General features: G+C 67.9%; 16 protein-coding genes and 1 pseudogene. 10 read left to right on the top strand and 7 right to left on the bottom strand.

The features are described from left to right. Nucleotides 1-1,153 precede the first annotated feature (1,153 nt). A pseudogene (locus tag HS109_08910) lies at nt 1,154-2,482 on the top strand (transposase). Between the two features lie 179 nt (nt 2,483-2,661). Continuing rightward, entirely contained in the window at nt 2,662-2,838 is a 177-nt protein-coding gene (locus HS109_08905; protein ID MBE7522493.1) for a hypothetical protein, read from the top strand. A gap of 15 nt (nt 2,839-2,853) precedes the next feature. Here HS109_08905 and HS109_08900 read toward each other — a convergent pair whose 3' ends face one another. Together HS109_08900 and HS109_08895 are read right to left on the bottom strand one after the other, a co-directional pair. Beyond that, nucleotides 2,854-3,111, bottom strand: coding sequence for a hypothetical protein (locus HS109_08900; GenBank protein ID MBE7522492.1), 258 nt, complete (start codon nt 3,109-3,111; stop codon nt 2,854-2,856). A 172-nt stretch (nt 3,112-3,283) separates the two neighbouring features. Further along, nucleotides 3,284-3,526, bottom strand: a complete 243-nt coding sequence (locus tag HS109_08895) for an isochorismatase family protein (GenBank protein MBE7522491.1) — start codon at nt 3,524-3,526, stop codon at nt 3,284-3,286. A gap of 453 nt (nt 3,527-3,979) precedes the next feature. Between HS109_08895 and HS109_08890 the strand changes: the two genes are divergently transcribed. The 6 genes from HS109_08890 (at nt 3,980) to HS109_08865 (ending at nt 7,988) form a co-directional block, all read left to right on the top strand. Beyond that, nucleotides 3,980-4,798: a helix-turn-helix transcriptional regulator gene (locus tag HS109_08890; GenBank protein ID MBE7522490.1), complete on the top strand. Its 819-nt coding sequence runs from the start codon at nt 3,980-3,982 to the stop codon at nt 4,796-4,798. 167 nt (nt 4,799-4,965) lie between these two features. Next, nucleotides 4,966-5,649 (top strand): beta/gamma crystallin family protein, encoded by a 684-nt coding sequence (locus tag HS109_08885; GenBank protein ID MBE7522489.1) that lies wholly within the window; start codon nt 4,966-4,968, stop codon nt 5,647-5,649. 3 nt (nt 5,650-5,652) lie between these two features. Beyond that, a complete protein-coding gene (locus tag HS109_08880) occupies nt 5,653-6,324 on the top strand; it encodes a hypothetical protein (GenBank protein MBE7522488.1) in 672 nt (223 codons plus the stop codon). Beyond that, entirely contained in the window at nt 6,321-7,070 is a 750-nt protein-coding gene (locus tag HS109_08875) for a hypothetical protein (GenBank protein MBE7522487.1), read from the top strand. Before HS109_08880 ends, HS109_08875 begins: the two co-directional genes overlap by 4 nt. Before the next feature lie 145 nt (nt 7,071-7,215). Beyond that, entirely contained in the window at nt 7,216-7,584 is a 369-nt protein-coding gene (locus tag HS109_08870; GenBank protein MBE7522486.1) for a hypothetical protein, read from the top strand. Between the two features lie 29 nt (nt 7,585-7,613). Next, nucleotides 7,614-7,988, top strand: coding sequence for a hypothetical protein (locus HS109_08865; GenBank protein MBE7522485.1), 375 nt, complete (start codon nt 7,614-7,616; stop codon nt 7,986-7,988). A gap of 250 nt (nt 7,989-8,238) precedes the next feature. On the opposite strand, the gene HS109_08860 is transcribed toward HS109_08865, so the two are convergent. From HS109_08860 to HS109_08850, 3 genes are all read right to left on the bottom strand, one after another. Further along, complete coding sequence (locus tag HS109_08860) at nt 8,239-9,063, bottom strand: hypothetical protein (GenBank protein MBE7522484.1); 825 nt, start codon at nt 9,061-9,063, stop codon at nt 8,239-8,241. Between the two features lie 127 nt (nt 9,064-9,190). Continuing rightward, entirely contained in the window at nt 9,191-9,529 is a 339-nt protein-coding gene (locus HS109_08855; protein ID MBE7522483.1) for a hypothetical protein, read from the bottom strand. Beyond that, on the bottom strand, nt 9,526-11,673 hold the full coding sequence (locus tag HS109_08850; protein MBE7522482.1) for an RHS repeat-associated core domain-containing protein: 2,148 nt from the start codon (nt 11,671-11,673) through the stop codon (nt 9,526-9,528). Before HS109_08850 ends, HS109_08855 begins: the two co-directional genes overlap by 4 nt. A gap of 261 nt (nt 11,674-11,934) precedes the next feature. On the opposite strand from HS109_08850, the gene HS109_08845 reads away from it, so the two are divergent. Both HS109_08845 and HS109_08840 read left to right on the top strand, forming a co-directional pair. Continuing rightward, the gene (locus HS109_08845) at nt 11,935-13,479 is read left to right on the top strand and encodes an IS21 family transposase (protein MBE7522481.1); all 1,545 of its coding nucleotides are present in this window, start codon (nt 11,935-11,937) and stop codon (nt 13,477-13,479) included. A gap of 21 nt (nt 13,480-13,500) precedes the next feature. Next, on the top strand, nt 13,501-14,250 hold the full coding sequence (locus tag HS109_08840) for an ATP-binding protein (GenBank protein ID MBE7522480.1): 750 nt from the start codon (nt 13,501-13,503) through the stop codon (nt 14,248-14,250). 95 nt (nt 14,251-14,345) lie between these two features. Here HS109_08840 and HS109_08835 read toward each other — a convergent pair whose 3' ends face one another. Both HS109_08835 and HS109_08830 read right to left on the bottom strand, forming a co-directional pair. Next, nucleotides 14,346-15,074 (bottom strand): RHS repeat protein, encoded by a 729-nt coding sequence (locus tag HS109_08835; protein ID MBE7522479.1) that lies wholly within the window; start codon nt 15,072-15,074, stop codon nt 14,346-14,348. Between the two features lie 439 nt (nt 15,075-15,513). Then, nucleotides 15,514-15,669 carry a hypothetical protein gene (locus tag HS109_08830; GenBank protein MBE7522478.1) on the bottom strand — a complete coding sequence of 52 codons (156 nt, stop codon included), beginning with the start codon at nt 15,667-15,669 and terminating at the stop codon, nt 15,514-15,516. Nucleotides 15,670-15,675 lie beyond the last annotated feature (6 nt).

The following is a 15,675-nucleotide window of genomic DNA, read 5'->3' as shown; positions in this document are numbered from 1 at the left end:
GTGATCGGGTCGTACACCCGCCCGTTCATGTGGATCAGTCCCACCTCCACCAGGTGCTCGTGGCCGGTGAATCCGCGATCCTCGGCCCTCGGGTCGGCCTGCACGACCTGCGTCCGGTCTCCCCACGCCCCGAATGTCGCGCTCTGTTTGAGTGCCCCGGCCTGATCGACTTCGCCTACCACGCTCCCCAGGTGATCGGTGAGCCAGTAGCGCGGCGCGGTGGTGCCGTCGCTTCTGCTGATGTGGATCCCCGCCGTCCCGTCCGGCGTGGCCAGATAGTGCCGCCGCTCGGTGATCCCGTCGGTCCGGGTGAGCTCCTCGTAGCCGCCCAGGTAGTAGGTCGTGGTCGTGCCGCCGGCGGTGGTCGAGGTCTCCTTGATCCGCCGGTGCCCGCCGTCGTAGACGTAGGCGAGGCTCGTGGTCCCCTGCACGATCGTGTTCGGGAGGTTGAACGCGGTCGGGGTGATCGTCCTCGTGGTGCCCCCGCTGATGCCAGTCACGTTCCCGTTGGCGTCGTAGCCGTAGCCGGTACTCCCGTAGCTCGTGATCCGGTGGCTGCCGGCCTGATAGCTGTAGCTCGTCCCCGCACGGCTGGTGAGGTTCCCCGCCGCGTCGTAGGCAGCGCTCTGCCCCGCGTAGCTCGTGAGCCGGTCGACCGGGTCGTAGGCGAAGCTCTGCGTGCCCGGGTTGAGCACGCTCTCGCTGCGCTGGGTCAGGTTCCCCAGCGCGTCGAACGTGTAGTGCGCGTTCTGCAGCGAGATCGGGTTGCCGCCCACCCCCGCGGTGATGTCGGACACCCTCCCGAACCCGTCGTAGTTGCGCGCGAAGCTCGTCCCGGCCAGCGACCCGTATCCCGCCTGTCCGTCCGGGTGCCGGGCTCCCATCGTCCAGTGCACCTGTCCCACCGCGCTGCCGGTCCATTCCGCTACCCGATCGAGCGCGCCGCTCCAGCTCGTGTAGCGGTTCACCACCATGTATCCCGACGGGTACTGCAGCTTGTCCACCCGGCCGTTGGCGTCGAACGAGGTGGTCGACACGTAGCTGCGCCCGTCGATCATCGTCGTGCCGCTCGTGGCCCGGCCGGCGTTGTCGAACACCGTCCACTGCTGCACTTGCGGATTCGCGAGCTGCCCTCCTACCGTCGCGCGCGTTCCAGCAACACCTCGAGACCTGGCTCGCCCGCTGCCGCGACGGTCACGACGATGAGTGGTCGGTGCCGGCATATGTGGAGCGCGAGTTCCGCCGTTACCTGGAATGCGGAATCCTTGCCCATGGCTTTGCCCGGGCCCGGTGCGGGCAGTGCGGGCATGACTTCCTGATCGCCTTCTCGTGCAAGGGGCGCGGGGTGTGCCCCTCGTGCAACGCCCGGCGCATGGTGGCGACGGCGGCGCATCTGACCGATCACGTCCTGCCGGAGCTGCCCCTGCGCCAGTGGGTCCTGGCGGTGCCCAAGCGCCTGCGCTACTTCCTGGAACGCGATGCCGACCTGCAGGGTGCTGCCTTGCGGCTCTTCCTGCGCGCGGTGGAGTCCTGCCTGCGCGCGCACAGTCCTGGTTCAGGCCCCGCGGCGCGTCTGGGCGCGGTGGCCTTCATCCATCGCTTCGGCTCGACACTCAATGCGCATCTGCACTTCCACTGCGCGGTCATCGACGGGGTGTTCGAGCCCGGCGCGGGCGGAGTCGTCTTTCATGCCGCTACCGGCCTTGATGCCACCGCCATCACGAAGGTGCAGGCGCAGGTGCGCCGGCGGCTGTTGCGCGGGTTCGTGCGCCGCGGCCTGCTGCCGGGCGATGACGCGCAGGCAATGGCGCAATGGCAACACGGCGGCGGCTTCTCCCTCGATGCCTCGGTACGCATCGCGGCTGCCGACCGTGCCGGGCGCGAGCGGCTGCTGCGTTACTGCACCCGCCCGCCATTCGCCCTGGACCGGCTGCGCGAGCGCGATCCCGAGCACCTGCTCTACGAGAGCGCCAAGCCCGGTCCGGGCGGGAACGGCCCGCAGATCCTGACCCCGCTGCAGCTGCTCGACCGCCTCGCCGTACTCGTCCCGCCACCGCGGGTCCACCGCCACCGCTACTTCGGCGTGCTGGCACCCAACTCGCCCCTGCGTGCTGCGGTCACCGCCCTCGCGCCGGGGGCAACCACCGCGCCGCCCGCACCGCCGCCCGAGCCGCCTACCGTCGAACCGGCTTATCGTCGTGCCGCTCGCTACGCCTGGGCCATGCTGCTCGCCCGCATCTACGAAGTGTTTCCGCTGGTGTGTTCCCGTTGTGGCGCCGAGATGAGGATCATCGCCTTCATCACCGATCCGTCCACCATCCGCAACATCCTCCTCCACGTCGGCGAACCGACCGCGCCACCGCACATCGCGCCAGCCCGAGGCCCGCCGCTGTGGGACCTGCCCGATGCCAGGACGGATGAGTTCTACCCCCACGCCCAGCCGGCACCCGAGGTCGAGTTCGATCAACGCATCACTTGGTAACGCCGAGCGTCGACCGCCCGCCGCGCGCGACGCCGGGCCGGTGCGTGTCCCACGGCCGCCGGCGCGCGCTGCGAACTCCCTGACCCTCGCGAAACACCCGCCCGCAGGGCTCCCCGAGCCGCGCAGCGACCCCTCATCGCCCCCAGCTTCCCGTCGCTCCGAGTGAGTCGCGGCCTGCTATGCTGCCTCCGACGACTCCGGAGGCGTTGGATTTACTATCCCTCGGCAGCAAGATGGGCATCGACGCGACGTCGAAGTGGCCCGGCGAGACCACGCGCGCCTGGGGACGCCCGATCGCGATGGACGCGGCGGTTACCGAGCGCGTCGACGCGATGCTGCGCGACCTCGCGATCTGATCCGATCAGGCGTCGTCAGGCCGGACGCGCCGGCGGGCGGGCGCCGCTCCCGCGGGCGTCGGCGAGCCGCCGGGTCATCCGCTCGACGGCGGACAGCACCAGCGGCAGCGACTCGACGGCGCGCGGAGGCGTGTGGCGCAGTGCGATCGGCGCGAGGAACGGATCCTCGACCAACGTCGTCGCGCCGGCTTCCCGCCACTCGCCCTTCGGCACCGACCAGTTGCAGGCCGCGAGCGCGAGCGCGTCGATGTCGACGGATTCCCCGGCGCGCAAGCGCTCCCAGGACGCCTGCGAGGCCGCGTCCGGCTTCCAGTCGATGCGCGCGGCGACCCGGCCGAGTTTCTTCCGCGACCTTCGCGACGAACTGCTCGACGCTGCGGATCGGCACGTGCGCGACCGCCGCGATCCGCCCGGGGATCGGGGCGTGCGCCCGCCGTTGGATTTACTATCCCTCGACACAGTGCGGCGGCCACGGGCCGCCTTGCTGCACGAACGAACGGTGGTCGGCCGGGTGCCAGTCGCGCGACAGAACGATCGGCCGGCCCGCGGCGGCGAACGCGGCCATCGCGGCATTGAGCGGCGCGATGGCCTCGGCGCCTCCCGGAACGGCGAGGCTGCCGCTCACGAAGTCGTTCTGGACGTCGACGACGAGCAAGGCGTCGTCGGGGCCGGGTCGGAAACTCGTCATCGTGCGCGACTCCCTGAACGCCGAGCGGAACCGCGCCGCGGCGTAGACCCGATCCTGCCGGGGCGCGTCCCGGCTGCCCTCGCGGCGGACGGCGCGCGAAGGCAGCGCGAACGAACGCGAATCTTACCGCGAAGGGCCTGCGTGGCCGACGCTCGTCGACGACGCGACTGCGCGCCGCCCGGCACGGGCGCCTGGCAGGCGAGGCAGCCGACCGTGGCGCCGCCGGAGCGGGTCGCCCGTCGCGAAGCCGTGCGGACACGACGCGACGCGCCATGGCCATGGCGGTGGTAAATTCTCTGCGCCATGAGCACGACCGCGCGCCGCCCTGCGTTCCGCCCGCCGCCGCCGCCCATTCACGCATCGACCTTTCGCTCGGACGATGTCGACGAGGCCCGCGCGTTCGTCGCGCGATCCGATGGCGAACACTCGCGGGTGGTCCACGGGACGGGCCCGTTGTCCTTCGAACGGCACGTGCTGGCCAGAGGCCGCGTGGCCGTCGGCTGGGGCCGGGCGGGGCTCGCGCAGACCATTCGAGGCGCGGCCGGAAGCCTGCTCCTGCAAGTGCCGGTGGACGCGCCGAACGACTATGCGCTCGGGCGACGCCGGATCCGGGTTGCGCCGGGATCCGCGATGATCGTCGCACCGGGTTGGGAGTTCACCCGCCGTGGCGAACCGGGCTTGAGCATGGCGCTGGCCGCCAGCGTCGATGCCGTCGTCGACGAGGTCGAAGCGCGGATGCCGACGCTCCTCGGGCGGGCGGCGATCCAGTCCCGCGCGATCGACCTGCGAGAGAGCGACCGGGTCGCCCTCGAAGCAGCCGTCGCCGAACTCTCCGCACCGCCGGCGGCGGCGTCGCCCGCGTCTCGGCATGCGCTCGGCGAAGCTCGCTCGATCGCCCTGCTCGCCGAGATCCTGCTGCGCGGGAAGGGAGTCGCGCAGGCGACACCGCTGGGGGCAGCCCGGTGCGCAGTGCTGGAAGGATGGATCGATGCCCATCTGCACGAGCCGCTCACGATCGGCGATCTCTGCCGCGTCGCAGGCGTCGGCGAGCGCAGCCTGCAGCTGACGTTCGCATCGCTGCGCGGAGTCTCGCCCATGCGGTACGTCGCCGAACGGCGGCTCGCCGCCGCACGCCGGCTGCTGGTGCGCCTCGAACCGGGCACCGACGTCACGAGCGTCGCCACCGCCGTCGGACTCCCGCACCTCGGCCGGTTCGCCGCGATGTACCGGCGGGCCTACGGCGAGTCGCCGTCCCGGACGCTCAAGTCCTGATCGAGCCCCGTCGCCCGGACGGAGGGCGATGTCAATGGGATTCGCGTTGTCCAGCGGCGATTTCGCTTTTCGGATAGCGCGCCGGCGACCGTCCCGATCTAATGCACGCCGCACGAAGGGACGCGGACAGGTCCGTCCCGGAAGCGAATCCCGACAGGAGAAAGACGATGAAGACCACCTTCGCGGCCGGTCTAGCGGCCGGCTTGGCCGCGCTTTCGGTCGCCGGCGCATCCAGCGCCCAGATCGCGCTGTACGAGAACGAGGGCTTCAGCGGCCGCAACTACTCGTCCAGCCACAGCGTCTCGAATCTCGCCGACAGCGGCTTCAACGACCGGGCGTCGTCGGCGATCGTGCGCGGCGGGCGTTGGCAGATCTGCGCCGATGCGTATTTCGCCGGCCGGTGCACGACGCTCGGTCCCGGCGAGTACCCGTCGCTCGAAGCGATGGGCTTGAGCAACCGCGTCTCGTCGGTGCGCTCGCTGGGCTGGACGCCCGACGGCGGCGGCGGCTGGAACAACCAGCCGCAGTGGGGCGGGGGCGGCGGGAACTGGGGATCCGGTTCGCGCGCGATCCTCTACTCGGGCTACAGCCTGTCGGGCGAGACGCTCGTCGTCGAGCCCGGCGGGATGTCCAACCTCGACCGGCGGGGATTCAACGACAAGGCGCGATCGCTGCGCGTGGAGTCCGGCTACTGGATCTTCTGCACCGACGCGAACTTCCAGGGCGACTGCCACACCTACGGGCCCGGCGACTACCCGAACCTGCCGATGGGGCAGAGCCACGCCATTTCGTCCGGGCGCCGGGTGTCGGGCAACTACCCCTATCGGAACAATCCGAACTGGGGTTATTGAGCGATGCATCGCAGCTGCTTCCTCGCCGTTGCGTTGTCGGCCTCCGTGAGCGTGTCGGCCGCGACGACCTACCAGTACGTCGGTCCGACCTACTCGATCGTCTCGGGGCCGTACGCGACCTCGCAGCGGGTGACCGGGCAATTCACGACCGCCACGCCGCTCGCGCCGAATCTCCCGTCGGCGAACATCCTCGCGCAGGTGACGTCGTACTCGTTCTCGGACGGGGTCCACACCTACGCGTCGTCGGACCCGAACGCGCGCGTGTACTCGTTCGTCGCCGGGACCGATGCGACCGGCGCGATCGCCAACTGGGCATTGGATTTCCAGGTCTGGACGAGCGGATCGATCCCGCACGGCGCCGGCGACCACTACAACGAGGTGCGTATTCTCAGCACTGGAGACTATGCCATGGAAGGCGCCACCTGCAGCACAACGGGGACCAGCGTGGCCGGCGTCGCCGACAGCTGCACGGTGCTCGATGTGTCGGGGCTGGTGACGGGACAGGCCTACACGCCCCAAGCGGCGGGCACGTGGACGAAGATCGCGCCAGTCGTGCCGGTGCCCACGAACTCGCAGGAGGGCGTGACGGCGCTGGCAGTCGCGCTCATGGCGATCGCGGCCGCGACGTTGCGACGCAGACGGACCGCTGCCGGTCCAAGGGGAGGGCGGAGATGAAGCGGTCCGTGTGGGTGCTCGCGCTGGGATTCGCGTTCGTAGCGGCGAGTCACGAAGCGCCGGCGGCGAGCGGCATCGAGACGCGGCAGGTCAGGTTCGCGGCGGGCGCGACGTCGGCCACGACCAACGGGTCGATCAAGGGCGACCAGACGATCGACTACAAGCTGCGCGCCAAGGCCGGCCAGACGATGAGCGTGTGGCTCAAGACGAAGCACGGCGCGAATTACTTCAACGTGCTCCCGCCGGGCTCGAAGGACGTGGCCGTCTACAACAGCTCGTCGGGCGGCAACGAGTGGTCGGGCACGCTGGAAGCCGACGGCGAGTACACGGTCCGCGTCTACCTGATGCGCAGCGCTGCGCGGCGGAACGAGACCGCGAACTACACCCTCACGGTCGGCGTCACCGGCAGCCCCGTAGCCAAGCCTGCGCTGGGCGCGGCGCCGGCCAGCGACGCCAAGGTCAAGGGCACGCCTTATCACGCCACCGGGCCGGTGCCCTGCTGGATGGGCAACGCGCCCGTCGGGTCTTCGCAATGCGAGTTCGGCGTCATCCGCGGCAAGCCGGGCAACGCGGAAGTTCACATCAAGCCTGCGGGCGGCCTCGAGCGCGTCCTCACGTTCATCGGCGACAAGGTGACCAGCGGGAACGAGAAGGTCAAGGCGTCGAAGGCCGACGACATGTGGACGATCGAGGTCAACGACTACGAGCACTACCAGATTCCACAGGCCGTGATATCGGGCGGCTGAACGCGACGGCGCCGGCGTCGTTTTGCGCGACGCGGCCCGACACGTTGCCCGTGCCCAGTGGAAGGCAGCCGGTATCTTGCCCCGTGCAGGAGATCGTTCTTGTGCAGGGCGCGTGACAACCAACCAAGTTCATGAGGACCTTTGTATGAAGCATCTCAACTCCGGGCTGATGGCCGCTTGCGCTTTGGGAGTCGCGTTGTTCGGCGGGGAACCGGGAACTGCACTGGCTCAGAAGCTTCGTGACACCGGCCTCTGCCACCTGGCGAATGTCAACGCTCAAAAGGTGATCTACAACGGACAGTGCAAGATCACTCAGGAGTCAACGCAGTACGGCTTCGTGATCACCGTCAGAATGGGAAATGCCGAGCCTTGGAAGGTCGCCTGTCAGCGTGACGGGTCGTCGTGCATGCACGGGCCGACAGAGGTCCGCATGCGCGACCGCGGGAACGGCGAAGCCAGCTTCCGTTGGCAAGAGGGTGGGCAAGCCTTCCGCCTCGACGTCGAAGCCGATTAGCAGCGCCTGTCTTCACCGCGCCGACGGCCTTGAACGGTCCGGCGAATACCGACGCTTTCACCGCCCCGTCGGGGAAGACGATGGTCGAGGTCCTTGCCCGCGTGTTGGTCGCGCACCCGCTCCACGTATTCGCGGTGGCGTTGGTCCACTTCGGCTTTTGGGCCGGTATCGGCATGACTGCAATGCGCGGGTCGCCGACGGGCAACGTCATGTGGGTCCCCGCCTTGCTGTGGCTCGCGTATGCCGCGTGGGAATGGCTGGTCGGGGCAGTCACGCCGGAGGCGAACATACGCGTCGACCTGCTGCTCATCTGGCCACTGATCGCCATCGTTACCCTTTGGGCGGTCATACGGACGACGATTGCCTGGCGGTCGGCTCGCCGGCGCGGGAAGACGCGTCGGTGATATTCGTCTTCGCCGCAAGGAGCCTCGACGGCGCGGGTTTCGGCGGCGGTCACGGCATCGGGCGCGTCACGAACCGGCTGGCGCCACCGACGTGAGACCCGTCCCGGACGGGCCGTCCGGGACGGCGACGAGGGCGGTCCCACGGCGCGTGCGCAGCACGCGCGTTTGCCACGGGTATCGCCTGTTCGGCGAACGATCATCCTGATCGCGGGCCCGTACGACGGACGCATCGCCGGCGACATCGTCGTACTCACCGAGGGTATCCACGTAACGCCGAGCGTCGACCGCCCGCCGCGCGCGACGCCGGGCCGGTGCGTGTCCCACGGCCGCCGGCGCGCGCTGCGAACTCCCTGACCCTCGCGAAACACCCGCCCGCAGGGCTCCCCGAGCCGCGCAGCGACCCCTCATCGCCCCCAGCTTCCCGTCGCTCGAGTGAGTCGCGGCCTGCTATGCTGCCTCCGACGACTCCGGAGGCGTTGGATTTACTATCCCTGACGACCCAGTTCGTCGTGTTCGCCGCCGCGTAAGTGTTGGTGGTCGTCTTGAGGTAGCTACCGCCCGACGCGTCGCTCGTCGATACGGTCACCGTGAGCGGGTTGCCGTAAGCGTCGATGCTCGCGATGTCCTCGGCGCCGCTCAACTCCCCTACTCTCGTGGTCGTGATCGCGAGCGCGCTGCCGTCGAGCTCGAACGCCTCCTCCTGCGACACCATCAGGTGCGCTTCGTAGATGTACGGATGCGGCGGGTCGCCGACCGGCAATCCACCCGTCCCCGCGGGCTGGCAGTTCGCGACCGTGCAGGACTGCGAGCGGCGTGCTCGCCAGGTGTTCGTCGTACGGTTGACGAGTCGCAGGCTGCCGCCGAACAGGTCGTGGTCGCGAGCGCGCTGCCGTCGAGCTCGAAGGACTCCTCGACGGCGACGACCAGATGAGCCGACCGTCGCGTCTGATCCGAACTTCTCTACGCTTTCGACTTCGCGTCGCCCGCTGCCGACGAAGTGGGTTACGCGACCGCCGAAATCAGCCAGTAGACCCAACCGCTCGATAGACCCGAGTGTCGGAGAAATACTGAACATGTACACTCGCAGAAATACTGAACTTGTACATCGATCACCGCGCATCAATGGAGTCCGACCCCAATGATCTTCCCATTGATCTTCAAACCGGAACGACTCGGCGAGCTGCTGCTCAAGCTCCGGCTGTTCAACTGATGTCGAATTCCCATCGCATATGCTCGCGTAGCTGGGACACGACCGAAGCCCAGTCTTGCCCCTCCACTTCGGCCAAGAGCTCCGACACTGCTTCGCTGACCCGCATCGGATCAAATGCCTGCATCATCAGCGTTTTCCCGGCCCAGGCATATCCACCCGATCCAAAATCCTGCGCGTCGACACCGACTCGAACCGAAAAGTCGAAGAGTTCATCACCATCACCTGGGTCCGGCCCTAGAACTGCCTGGACAGTTACTTCCAAACAACGAGGCGATAGCTGCTCCAGGGGCAGCCCGCTGGCGAGCGTCAGTTCCCGCAGCCGCGCCTTCACGGTCGTATGCTCAGGTGCGCGTTGGACATGGCACGCCCATTGTCGGGATTGATGCGCATGAAGTTCGCCTGGTACTCGCCCCATGTTGGTTTCATGTTTGGCGGTCGATAGACCTTGGTCCCATCTAGGCTAAGCCACGCTCGCCCGCTGTCGGATACCCGGTAGCCAGGTCCCACCCAGGCTTTGCCGAGTGCATTCGCATCGGCGATGCTGTCCACAGTTCCTACCGAGAAATTCCCGAGGCGGCTTCCCGCTTCTCGAAGGAGACCCATCTGTTCGGCATGTGCAGCTTGCCTCGCCGCCGAACCGAGTTGCGCTCCGCGGCCCGCGAATCCCAAGCCGACCGATGCGGCGTCCAGAACCTCCCAACCGGTCCAACTCCCATCGCCCCAAATCTGATTGTGAAGCAAAGTCCCGGCCTTGTACCCGGGCCACCAGTCGTACATCAACTGCTCAAACTCGGTCGCACAGGAGCCGTGAGCACATTGGTTGAAGAGGTAGCCGAACGCTCCGGTCATAGCTCCATTTTCAAACTTGCCTCCAGCCGCGATCGATCCTAGCCCACCTCCAACCGCGTGCGCGACTACACCAAACGCGGCATTCGTGCTCGCACGATCCACGATCGGCCCAGCGAGCTCTGAAAAGCCTCCGGCGACGGCTTGTTTCCCGCAGCTTCCGCCCATAGAAGCACCGGTGAAGCACCCGGCACCTGCGTGGAGTGCCACCCTGCCGATTTCCCCACGACCGAACCCCGCGATCTGATCTGCAGTCGCTGCACCAGCGATGCTTCCCGCCGCGAAGAATACGCTCGCCGACATTGCTCCGGCGACGGCACTCTCGATGTTCCCACCCTGAATTCCACCAGCAGCGAAGCCACCCGCAACCGCTCCCGCGAGTTCGCCAATTGCAGCTGCATTCGCGGAAGTTGGCGCCAGCGCCCACATTACTTCCGCCGCGACTAATGGGCTGATGATCGCCGCTGCCGCGATCGCGATAACCGGCTTCCTCCACTTGGTCCACCAACTGTAGCCGGACGGGTCGGTGAAGGAGAGCGGATTGTTCCTGACGTAGCTGTAGCGGTTGTAGCTCTGCGCGTCGTACGGATCCTGGATCAGCGGGTCTGCCGCGAGGAATCTGCCGGTGATCGGGTCGTAGACCCGCCCGTTCATGTGGATCAGTCCCACCTCCACCAGGTGCTCGTGGCCGGTGAATCCGCGATCCTCGGCCCTCGGGTCGGCCTGCACGACCTGCGTCCGGTCTCCCCACGCCCCGAATGTCGCGCTCTGTTTGAGTGCCCCGGCCTGATCGACTTCGCCTACCACGCTCCCCAGGTGATCGGTGAGCCAGTAGCGCGGCGCGGTGGTGCCGTCGCTTCTGCTGATGTGGATCCCCGCCGTCCCGTCCGGCGTGGCCAGGTAATGGCGCCGCTCGGCGATCCCGTCGGTGCGGGTGAGCTCCTCGTAGCCCCCAAGGTAGTAGGTCGTGGTCGTGCCGGCGGCGCTGGTCGAGGTCTCCTTGATCCGCCGGTGCCCGCCGTCGTAGACGTAGGCGAGCGTCGTGCCGCCTTGGGTAATCGTCGCGGGCAGGTTGAACGCGGTCGGGGTGATCGTGCGGGGGGTGCTCCCGCTGATGCCAGTCACGTTCCCGTTGGCGTCGTAGCCGTAGCCGGTGCCCCCGTAGCTCGTGATCCGGTGGCTGCCGGCCTGATAGCTGTAGCTCGTGCCCGCGCGGCTGGTGAGGTTCCCCGCCGCGTCGTAGGCAGCGCTCTGCCCGGCATAGCTCGTGAGCCGGTCGACCTGGTCGTAGGCGAAGCTCTGCGTGCCCGGGTTGAGCACGCTCTCGCTGCGCTGGGTCAGGTTCCCCAGCGCGTCGAACGTGTAGTGCGCGTTCTGCAGCGAGATCGGGTTGCCGCCCACCCCCGCGGTGATGTCGGACACCCTCCCGAACCCGTCGTAGTTGCGCGCGAAGCTCGTCCCGGCCAGCGACCCGTATCCCGCCTGCCCGTCCGGGTGCCGGGCTCCCATCGTCCAGTGCACCTGACCGATGGCCGTGCCGGTCCACTGCGCCACCTGGTCGAGCGCGCCGCTCCAGCTCGTGTAGCGGTTCACCACCATGTATCCCGACGGGTACTGCAGCTTGTCCACCCGGCCGTTGGTGTGTATTCCGACTGAACGTGACCGCGGTTTCCGACGGATGATGACCGCTGAATCCGACGATGTTGACCGGTGAATCCGACGGATGTTGACCGCTTTGGCGGGTACGTCGGAAACCGCGGTCAAGATGGTCGGATCGGCGGTCACGATGCCCGGATTTCGGGCTCGTGATCGCGCTGGCGACGTTGCGGTGCGTGGTAATTCGAACCTTCGGCTCGGTACCCTCGATCCCTTTTGCTCAGGGAGCCTGCGGTGCCAGCCAACCGGATTGCCATGCGACGAATTCGAGAAGTTCTCCGCCTCAAGCATGAGTGTGGGCTGTCCAATGCCCGGATCGCCGCCGCGCTGGGCATCGCCAAGGGCTCGGTAGCGAACTATCTGGCCGCGGCCACGGGCGCTGAGCTGACGCACAACGAAGCGCTGGAGCTCGATGACGCCGCGCTGGACGCGCGGCTGCATGGACAGCGCTACGTCTACCCGCAGTTTGCCGCTCCCGACTTCGCCGCCATCCATCGCGAGCTACGGCGCAAGGGCGTCACGCTGCAATTGCTGTGGGAGGAGTACCGGGCGCAAGCCCAGGGCATTCCCTACAGCCGGTCGCGCTTCTGCGAGCGCTACATCGAGTTCCGGCAGTTGCTGCGTCGCTCGATGCGGCAGATCCATGTCGCCGGCGAGAAGCTGTTCGTCGACTACGCCGGCCCGACCGTCCCGCTGATCGACCCGGCCAGCGGGGAGATCACCCGTGCGCACATCTTCGTCGCGGTGTGGGGCGCGTCGAACTACACCTACGCCGAGGCCACCGCCGCCGAGTCGAAAGCCGACTGGATCGCGGCGCACGTCAACGCGCTGACGTTCTTCGGCGGCGCGCCGGCACTCCTGGTGCCCGACAATCCGCGGGCCTTGATCCGCGACCCGGACCGCTACGAGCCGATCGCCAATCGCACCTACGAGGCGCTGGCCGAGCATTACGGCTGCGCCATCTTGCCGGCGCGGCCGCGCAAACCGCAGGACAAGGCCAAGGTGGAAGCCGGGGTGCTGCTGGTCGAGCGTTGGATTCTGGCCCGGCTGCGGCGTTGGCGTTTCCACAGCCTGGCCGAACTCAACACCGCGATCCGGCAGCTGCTCGGCGAACTCAACGACCGGCCGTTCCAGAAGCTCGAGGGCTCGCGCCGCAGCTGGTTCGACCTGCTCGACCGGCCGGCGTTGCGGCCGCTGCCGGGTACCGCCTTCGAGTACGCCGACTTCAAGAAGGCACGGGTCTCCCGTCTCGATTACCACGTCGAGTTCGCGCATCACTACTACTCGGTGCCGCACGCCCTGGTCGGCCAGGAAGTCGAACTGCGGATCACCCGTACCACGGTCGAGGTGCTGTTCCGCCATCAACGGGTGGCGAGCCACGCCCGTTCGCATCGTCGCGGCGGGTACACCACGGTCGCCGAGCACATGCCGGCGGCGCATCGCGCGCATCGGGAATGGACCCCGGCGCGGCTGCTGCACTGGGCGGGAACCATCGGCGTGGCGACCGGGAACCTGGTCGCGCATCTGCTCGAATCCAAGCCGCATCCCGAGCAAGGCTACCGGGCCTGCCTCGGGTTGCTGGCGCTGGCGCGCAAGTACGGCGACGCCCGGCTCGAAGCCGGCTGCGCGCGGGCCCTCGCGCTCGGCGCCAAGACCCGCAAGTCGGTCGCCTCCATCCTCGCCGCCGGCCTTGACCGCCAACCGACCACCGCCACGCTGTTCGACGACGCCGTCCTGCCCGCGCACGCCAACGTGCGCGGCCCCGAGTACTACCACTGACCCGTTGAAGGAGATCGTTCAATGTTGACCCAACAAACCGTGACCCACCTGCGCTCCTTGCGCCTCGATGGCATGGCCCGCGCCTTCGAAGAGCAACTCACCCAACCGGCGGCTACCGGTCTCGCCTTCGAAGACCGCTTCGGCCTGCTGGTCGACCGCGAACTCGCCTGGCGCGACACCCGGCGCCTGGAACGTCTGCTCAAGCAGGCCAAGCTCAAGTATCCCGATGCCTGCATCGAGGACCTCGACTCCCGCAGCGCCCGCGGTCTCGATCCGCGTCAGCTCGCGAGCCTCGCCGGCGCCGACTGGATTCGCAGCGGCCACAGCATCCTCATCACCGGCGCTACCGGCCTCGGCAAGACCTGGCTCGCCTGCGCGCTGGGCCAAGCCGCCTGTCGTCAGGGCTTCGCCGTCTTCTACACCCGCTTCGGCCGACTGCTCGAAGAACTGCGCATCGCCCACGGCGACGGCAGCTTCAGCCGGCGCCTGCAGCAACTCGCCCGGACCGACCTCCTGATTCTCGACGATTGGGGCCTCGCGCCGATCGGCCAGTCCGAACGCAACGACTTGCTCGAACTGCTCGACGACCGCACGACCGGCAAGGCCACCCTGATCACCAGCCAGGTCCCGGTCGAGCATTGGTACACCTACCTCAACGATCCCACCCTGGCCGATGCCATCCTCGACCGCATCGTGCATGGCAGTCATCGGCTCGCACTCAAGGGCGAATCGCTACGCAAGAAAGCCGCCGCGCCGGCGGCCAAGAAATGATCCCCCGACCCCAGCATCAACCACGATGATGACCGCCCACGCTAGAATCTGAACCCCACGCACCGCGGCTCTCCACGCGGTCATCATCGTCGGATTCAGCGGTCAACTTCGCCGGAATGCGCACCGTTGGCGTCGAACGAGGTGGTCGACACGTAGCTGCGGCCGTCGATCACCGTGGTCCCGGTCGTAGCCCGGCCGGCGTTGTCGAACGCGCTGAACCGGCGCACCTGCGGATTGGCCAGTGCGCCTCCCACCGAAGCGCGCGTCACCGTCGCGGTGCGCACCTCGCAGGCCTTGCCCTTGCCGAAGGCGCATGCCGAGGTGTCTGCGTAGCGGTCGTAGCTCGTCACCGTCACGAACGGGGTCGTGGCCTCCGAGCCGGGATGCTCCCGCCGCTCGACAACCCGCCCCAGGCTGTCGTGGAAGTTGCGCGTGACCTGGCCCTTCGCGTCGGTCTGGCGCACCAGCTCGCCCGCGCCGTTGTACTCGTAGCTCCAGCTGCCGCTGTCCGGGTTCGCGAGCGTGACCTTGCGACCGCGCAGGTCGTAGGTCATGGTTTCCGTGATTCCCGTCGGCCCGATCGCCTTCAGCAGGTTCCCGATCGCGTCGTAGACGAAGCTCGTGTGATTCCCGAGCCCGTCGGTCACCCGCACGCTCTGGCCTTGGCTGTTGGTGGTCTTGACGCTGGTCCGGGCGGTGATGCCGGTCCCCGACTGCGTGATCGACACCGACTTCAGCGGGCCCACCGTCGCGCCGTCGACCACCAGCGACCCGGTCACGCCGTAGGCGTAGCTCGAGGTGAGCGACAAGCCGGTCCCGGTCATCGTCTCCGAGGCGAGACGGTTGAGCGCGTCGTAGGTCCACGCCGTGGTGACCAGTCCGCCACCCGCGGGCTTGGACGCGGTGACCTTGCGGCCCGCCGCGTCGTAGGCGAGCGTGGTGGTGGCGTAGGTACCGTCGATGAACGCCTTGCTCGCGCGCCGAACTTCGCGCTGCAGCTCGTCGTAGTAGACCTCGACCTCGCCTCCGCCCGATGCCTTCTGCCGCTGCCGGTACTTCTCGTTGCCCGAGAGGCCGGCGGTCTCGACCGCAATCAGTGAGCACTCGGTCGATCACCGCGTATCAATCGAGTCTGATCCGATTGATCTCTCAGTCGAAAGTCGAATCTGACCCTACTTATTCGCTCGCTTGCTCACTTCGATGACGCCCGACCAGATCGTTCGACGCCGCCCAGGCCAATTTACAGAAACGAGTTTGCACTAGCTATTTTTCCAGCACCTTCTCGCAGGCAATGATCCAGTCTGCCCACAACGCCGGGTCTGCCGGACGACCATCCGGCTGGAGCGCTAGCGCGCCCAGCAAGATTGCAATGTCGTCGGAACGGTCATATTCCCAATACAGCTGCAGGAACTCGAACATTGCCGC

This window comes from Burkholderiales bacterium, assembly GCA_015075645.1.
In the GTDB taxonomy this organism is placed as follows: domain Bacteria; phylum Pseudomonadota; class Gammaproteobacteria; order Burkholderiales; family Casimicrobiaceae; genus VBCG01.
The sequence above is the reverse complement of the archived record's forward strand: the minus strand, read 5'-3'. Positions and strand labels throughout refer to the sequence as shown.

Coding starts and splice junctions, on each gene's coding strand:
- HS109_08830 (MBE7522478.1), bottom strand. CDS start 15,669: ATGTTCGAGTTCCTGCAGCTGTATTGGGAATATGACCGTTCCGACGAC.
- HS109_08860 (MBE7522484.1), bottom strand. CDS start 9,063: ATGTTCAGTATTTCTCCGACACTCGGGTCTATCGAGCGGTTGGGTCTA.
- HS109_08895 (MBE7522491.1), bottom strand. CDS start 3,526: ATGACGAGTTTCCGACCCGGCCCCGACGACGCCTTGCTCGTCGTCGAC.
- HS109_08840 (MBE7522480.1), top strand. CDS start 13,501: ATGTTGACCCAACAAACCGTGACCCACCTGCGCTCCTTGCGCCTCGAT.
- HS109_08880 (MBE7522488.1), top strand. CDS start 5,653: ATGCATCGCAGCTGCTTCCTCGCCGTTGCGTTGTCGGCCTCCGTGAGC.
- HS109_08870 (MBE7522486.1), top strand. CDS start 7,216: ATGAAGCATCTCAACTCCGGGCTGATGGCCGCTTGCGCTTTGGGAGTC.
- HS109_08885 (MBE7522489.1), top strand. CDS start 4,966: ATGAAGACCACCTTCGCGGCCGGTCTAGCGGCCGGCTTGGCCGCGCTT.
- HS109_08905 (MBE7522493.1), top strand. CDS start 2,662: ATGCTGCCTCCGACGACTCCGGAGGCGTTGGATTTACTATCCCTCGGC.
- HS109_08835 (MBE7522479.1), bottom strand. CDS start 15,074: ATGACCGGGACCGGCTTGTCGCTCACCTCGAGCTACGCCTACGGCGTG.
- HS109_08875 (MBE7522487.1), top strand. CDS start 6,321: ATGAAGCGGTCCGTGTGGGTGCTCGCGCTGGGATTCGCGTTCGTAGCG.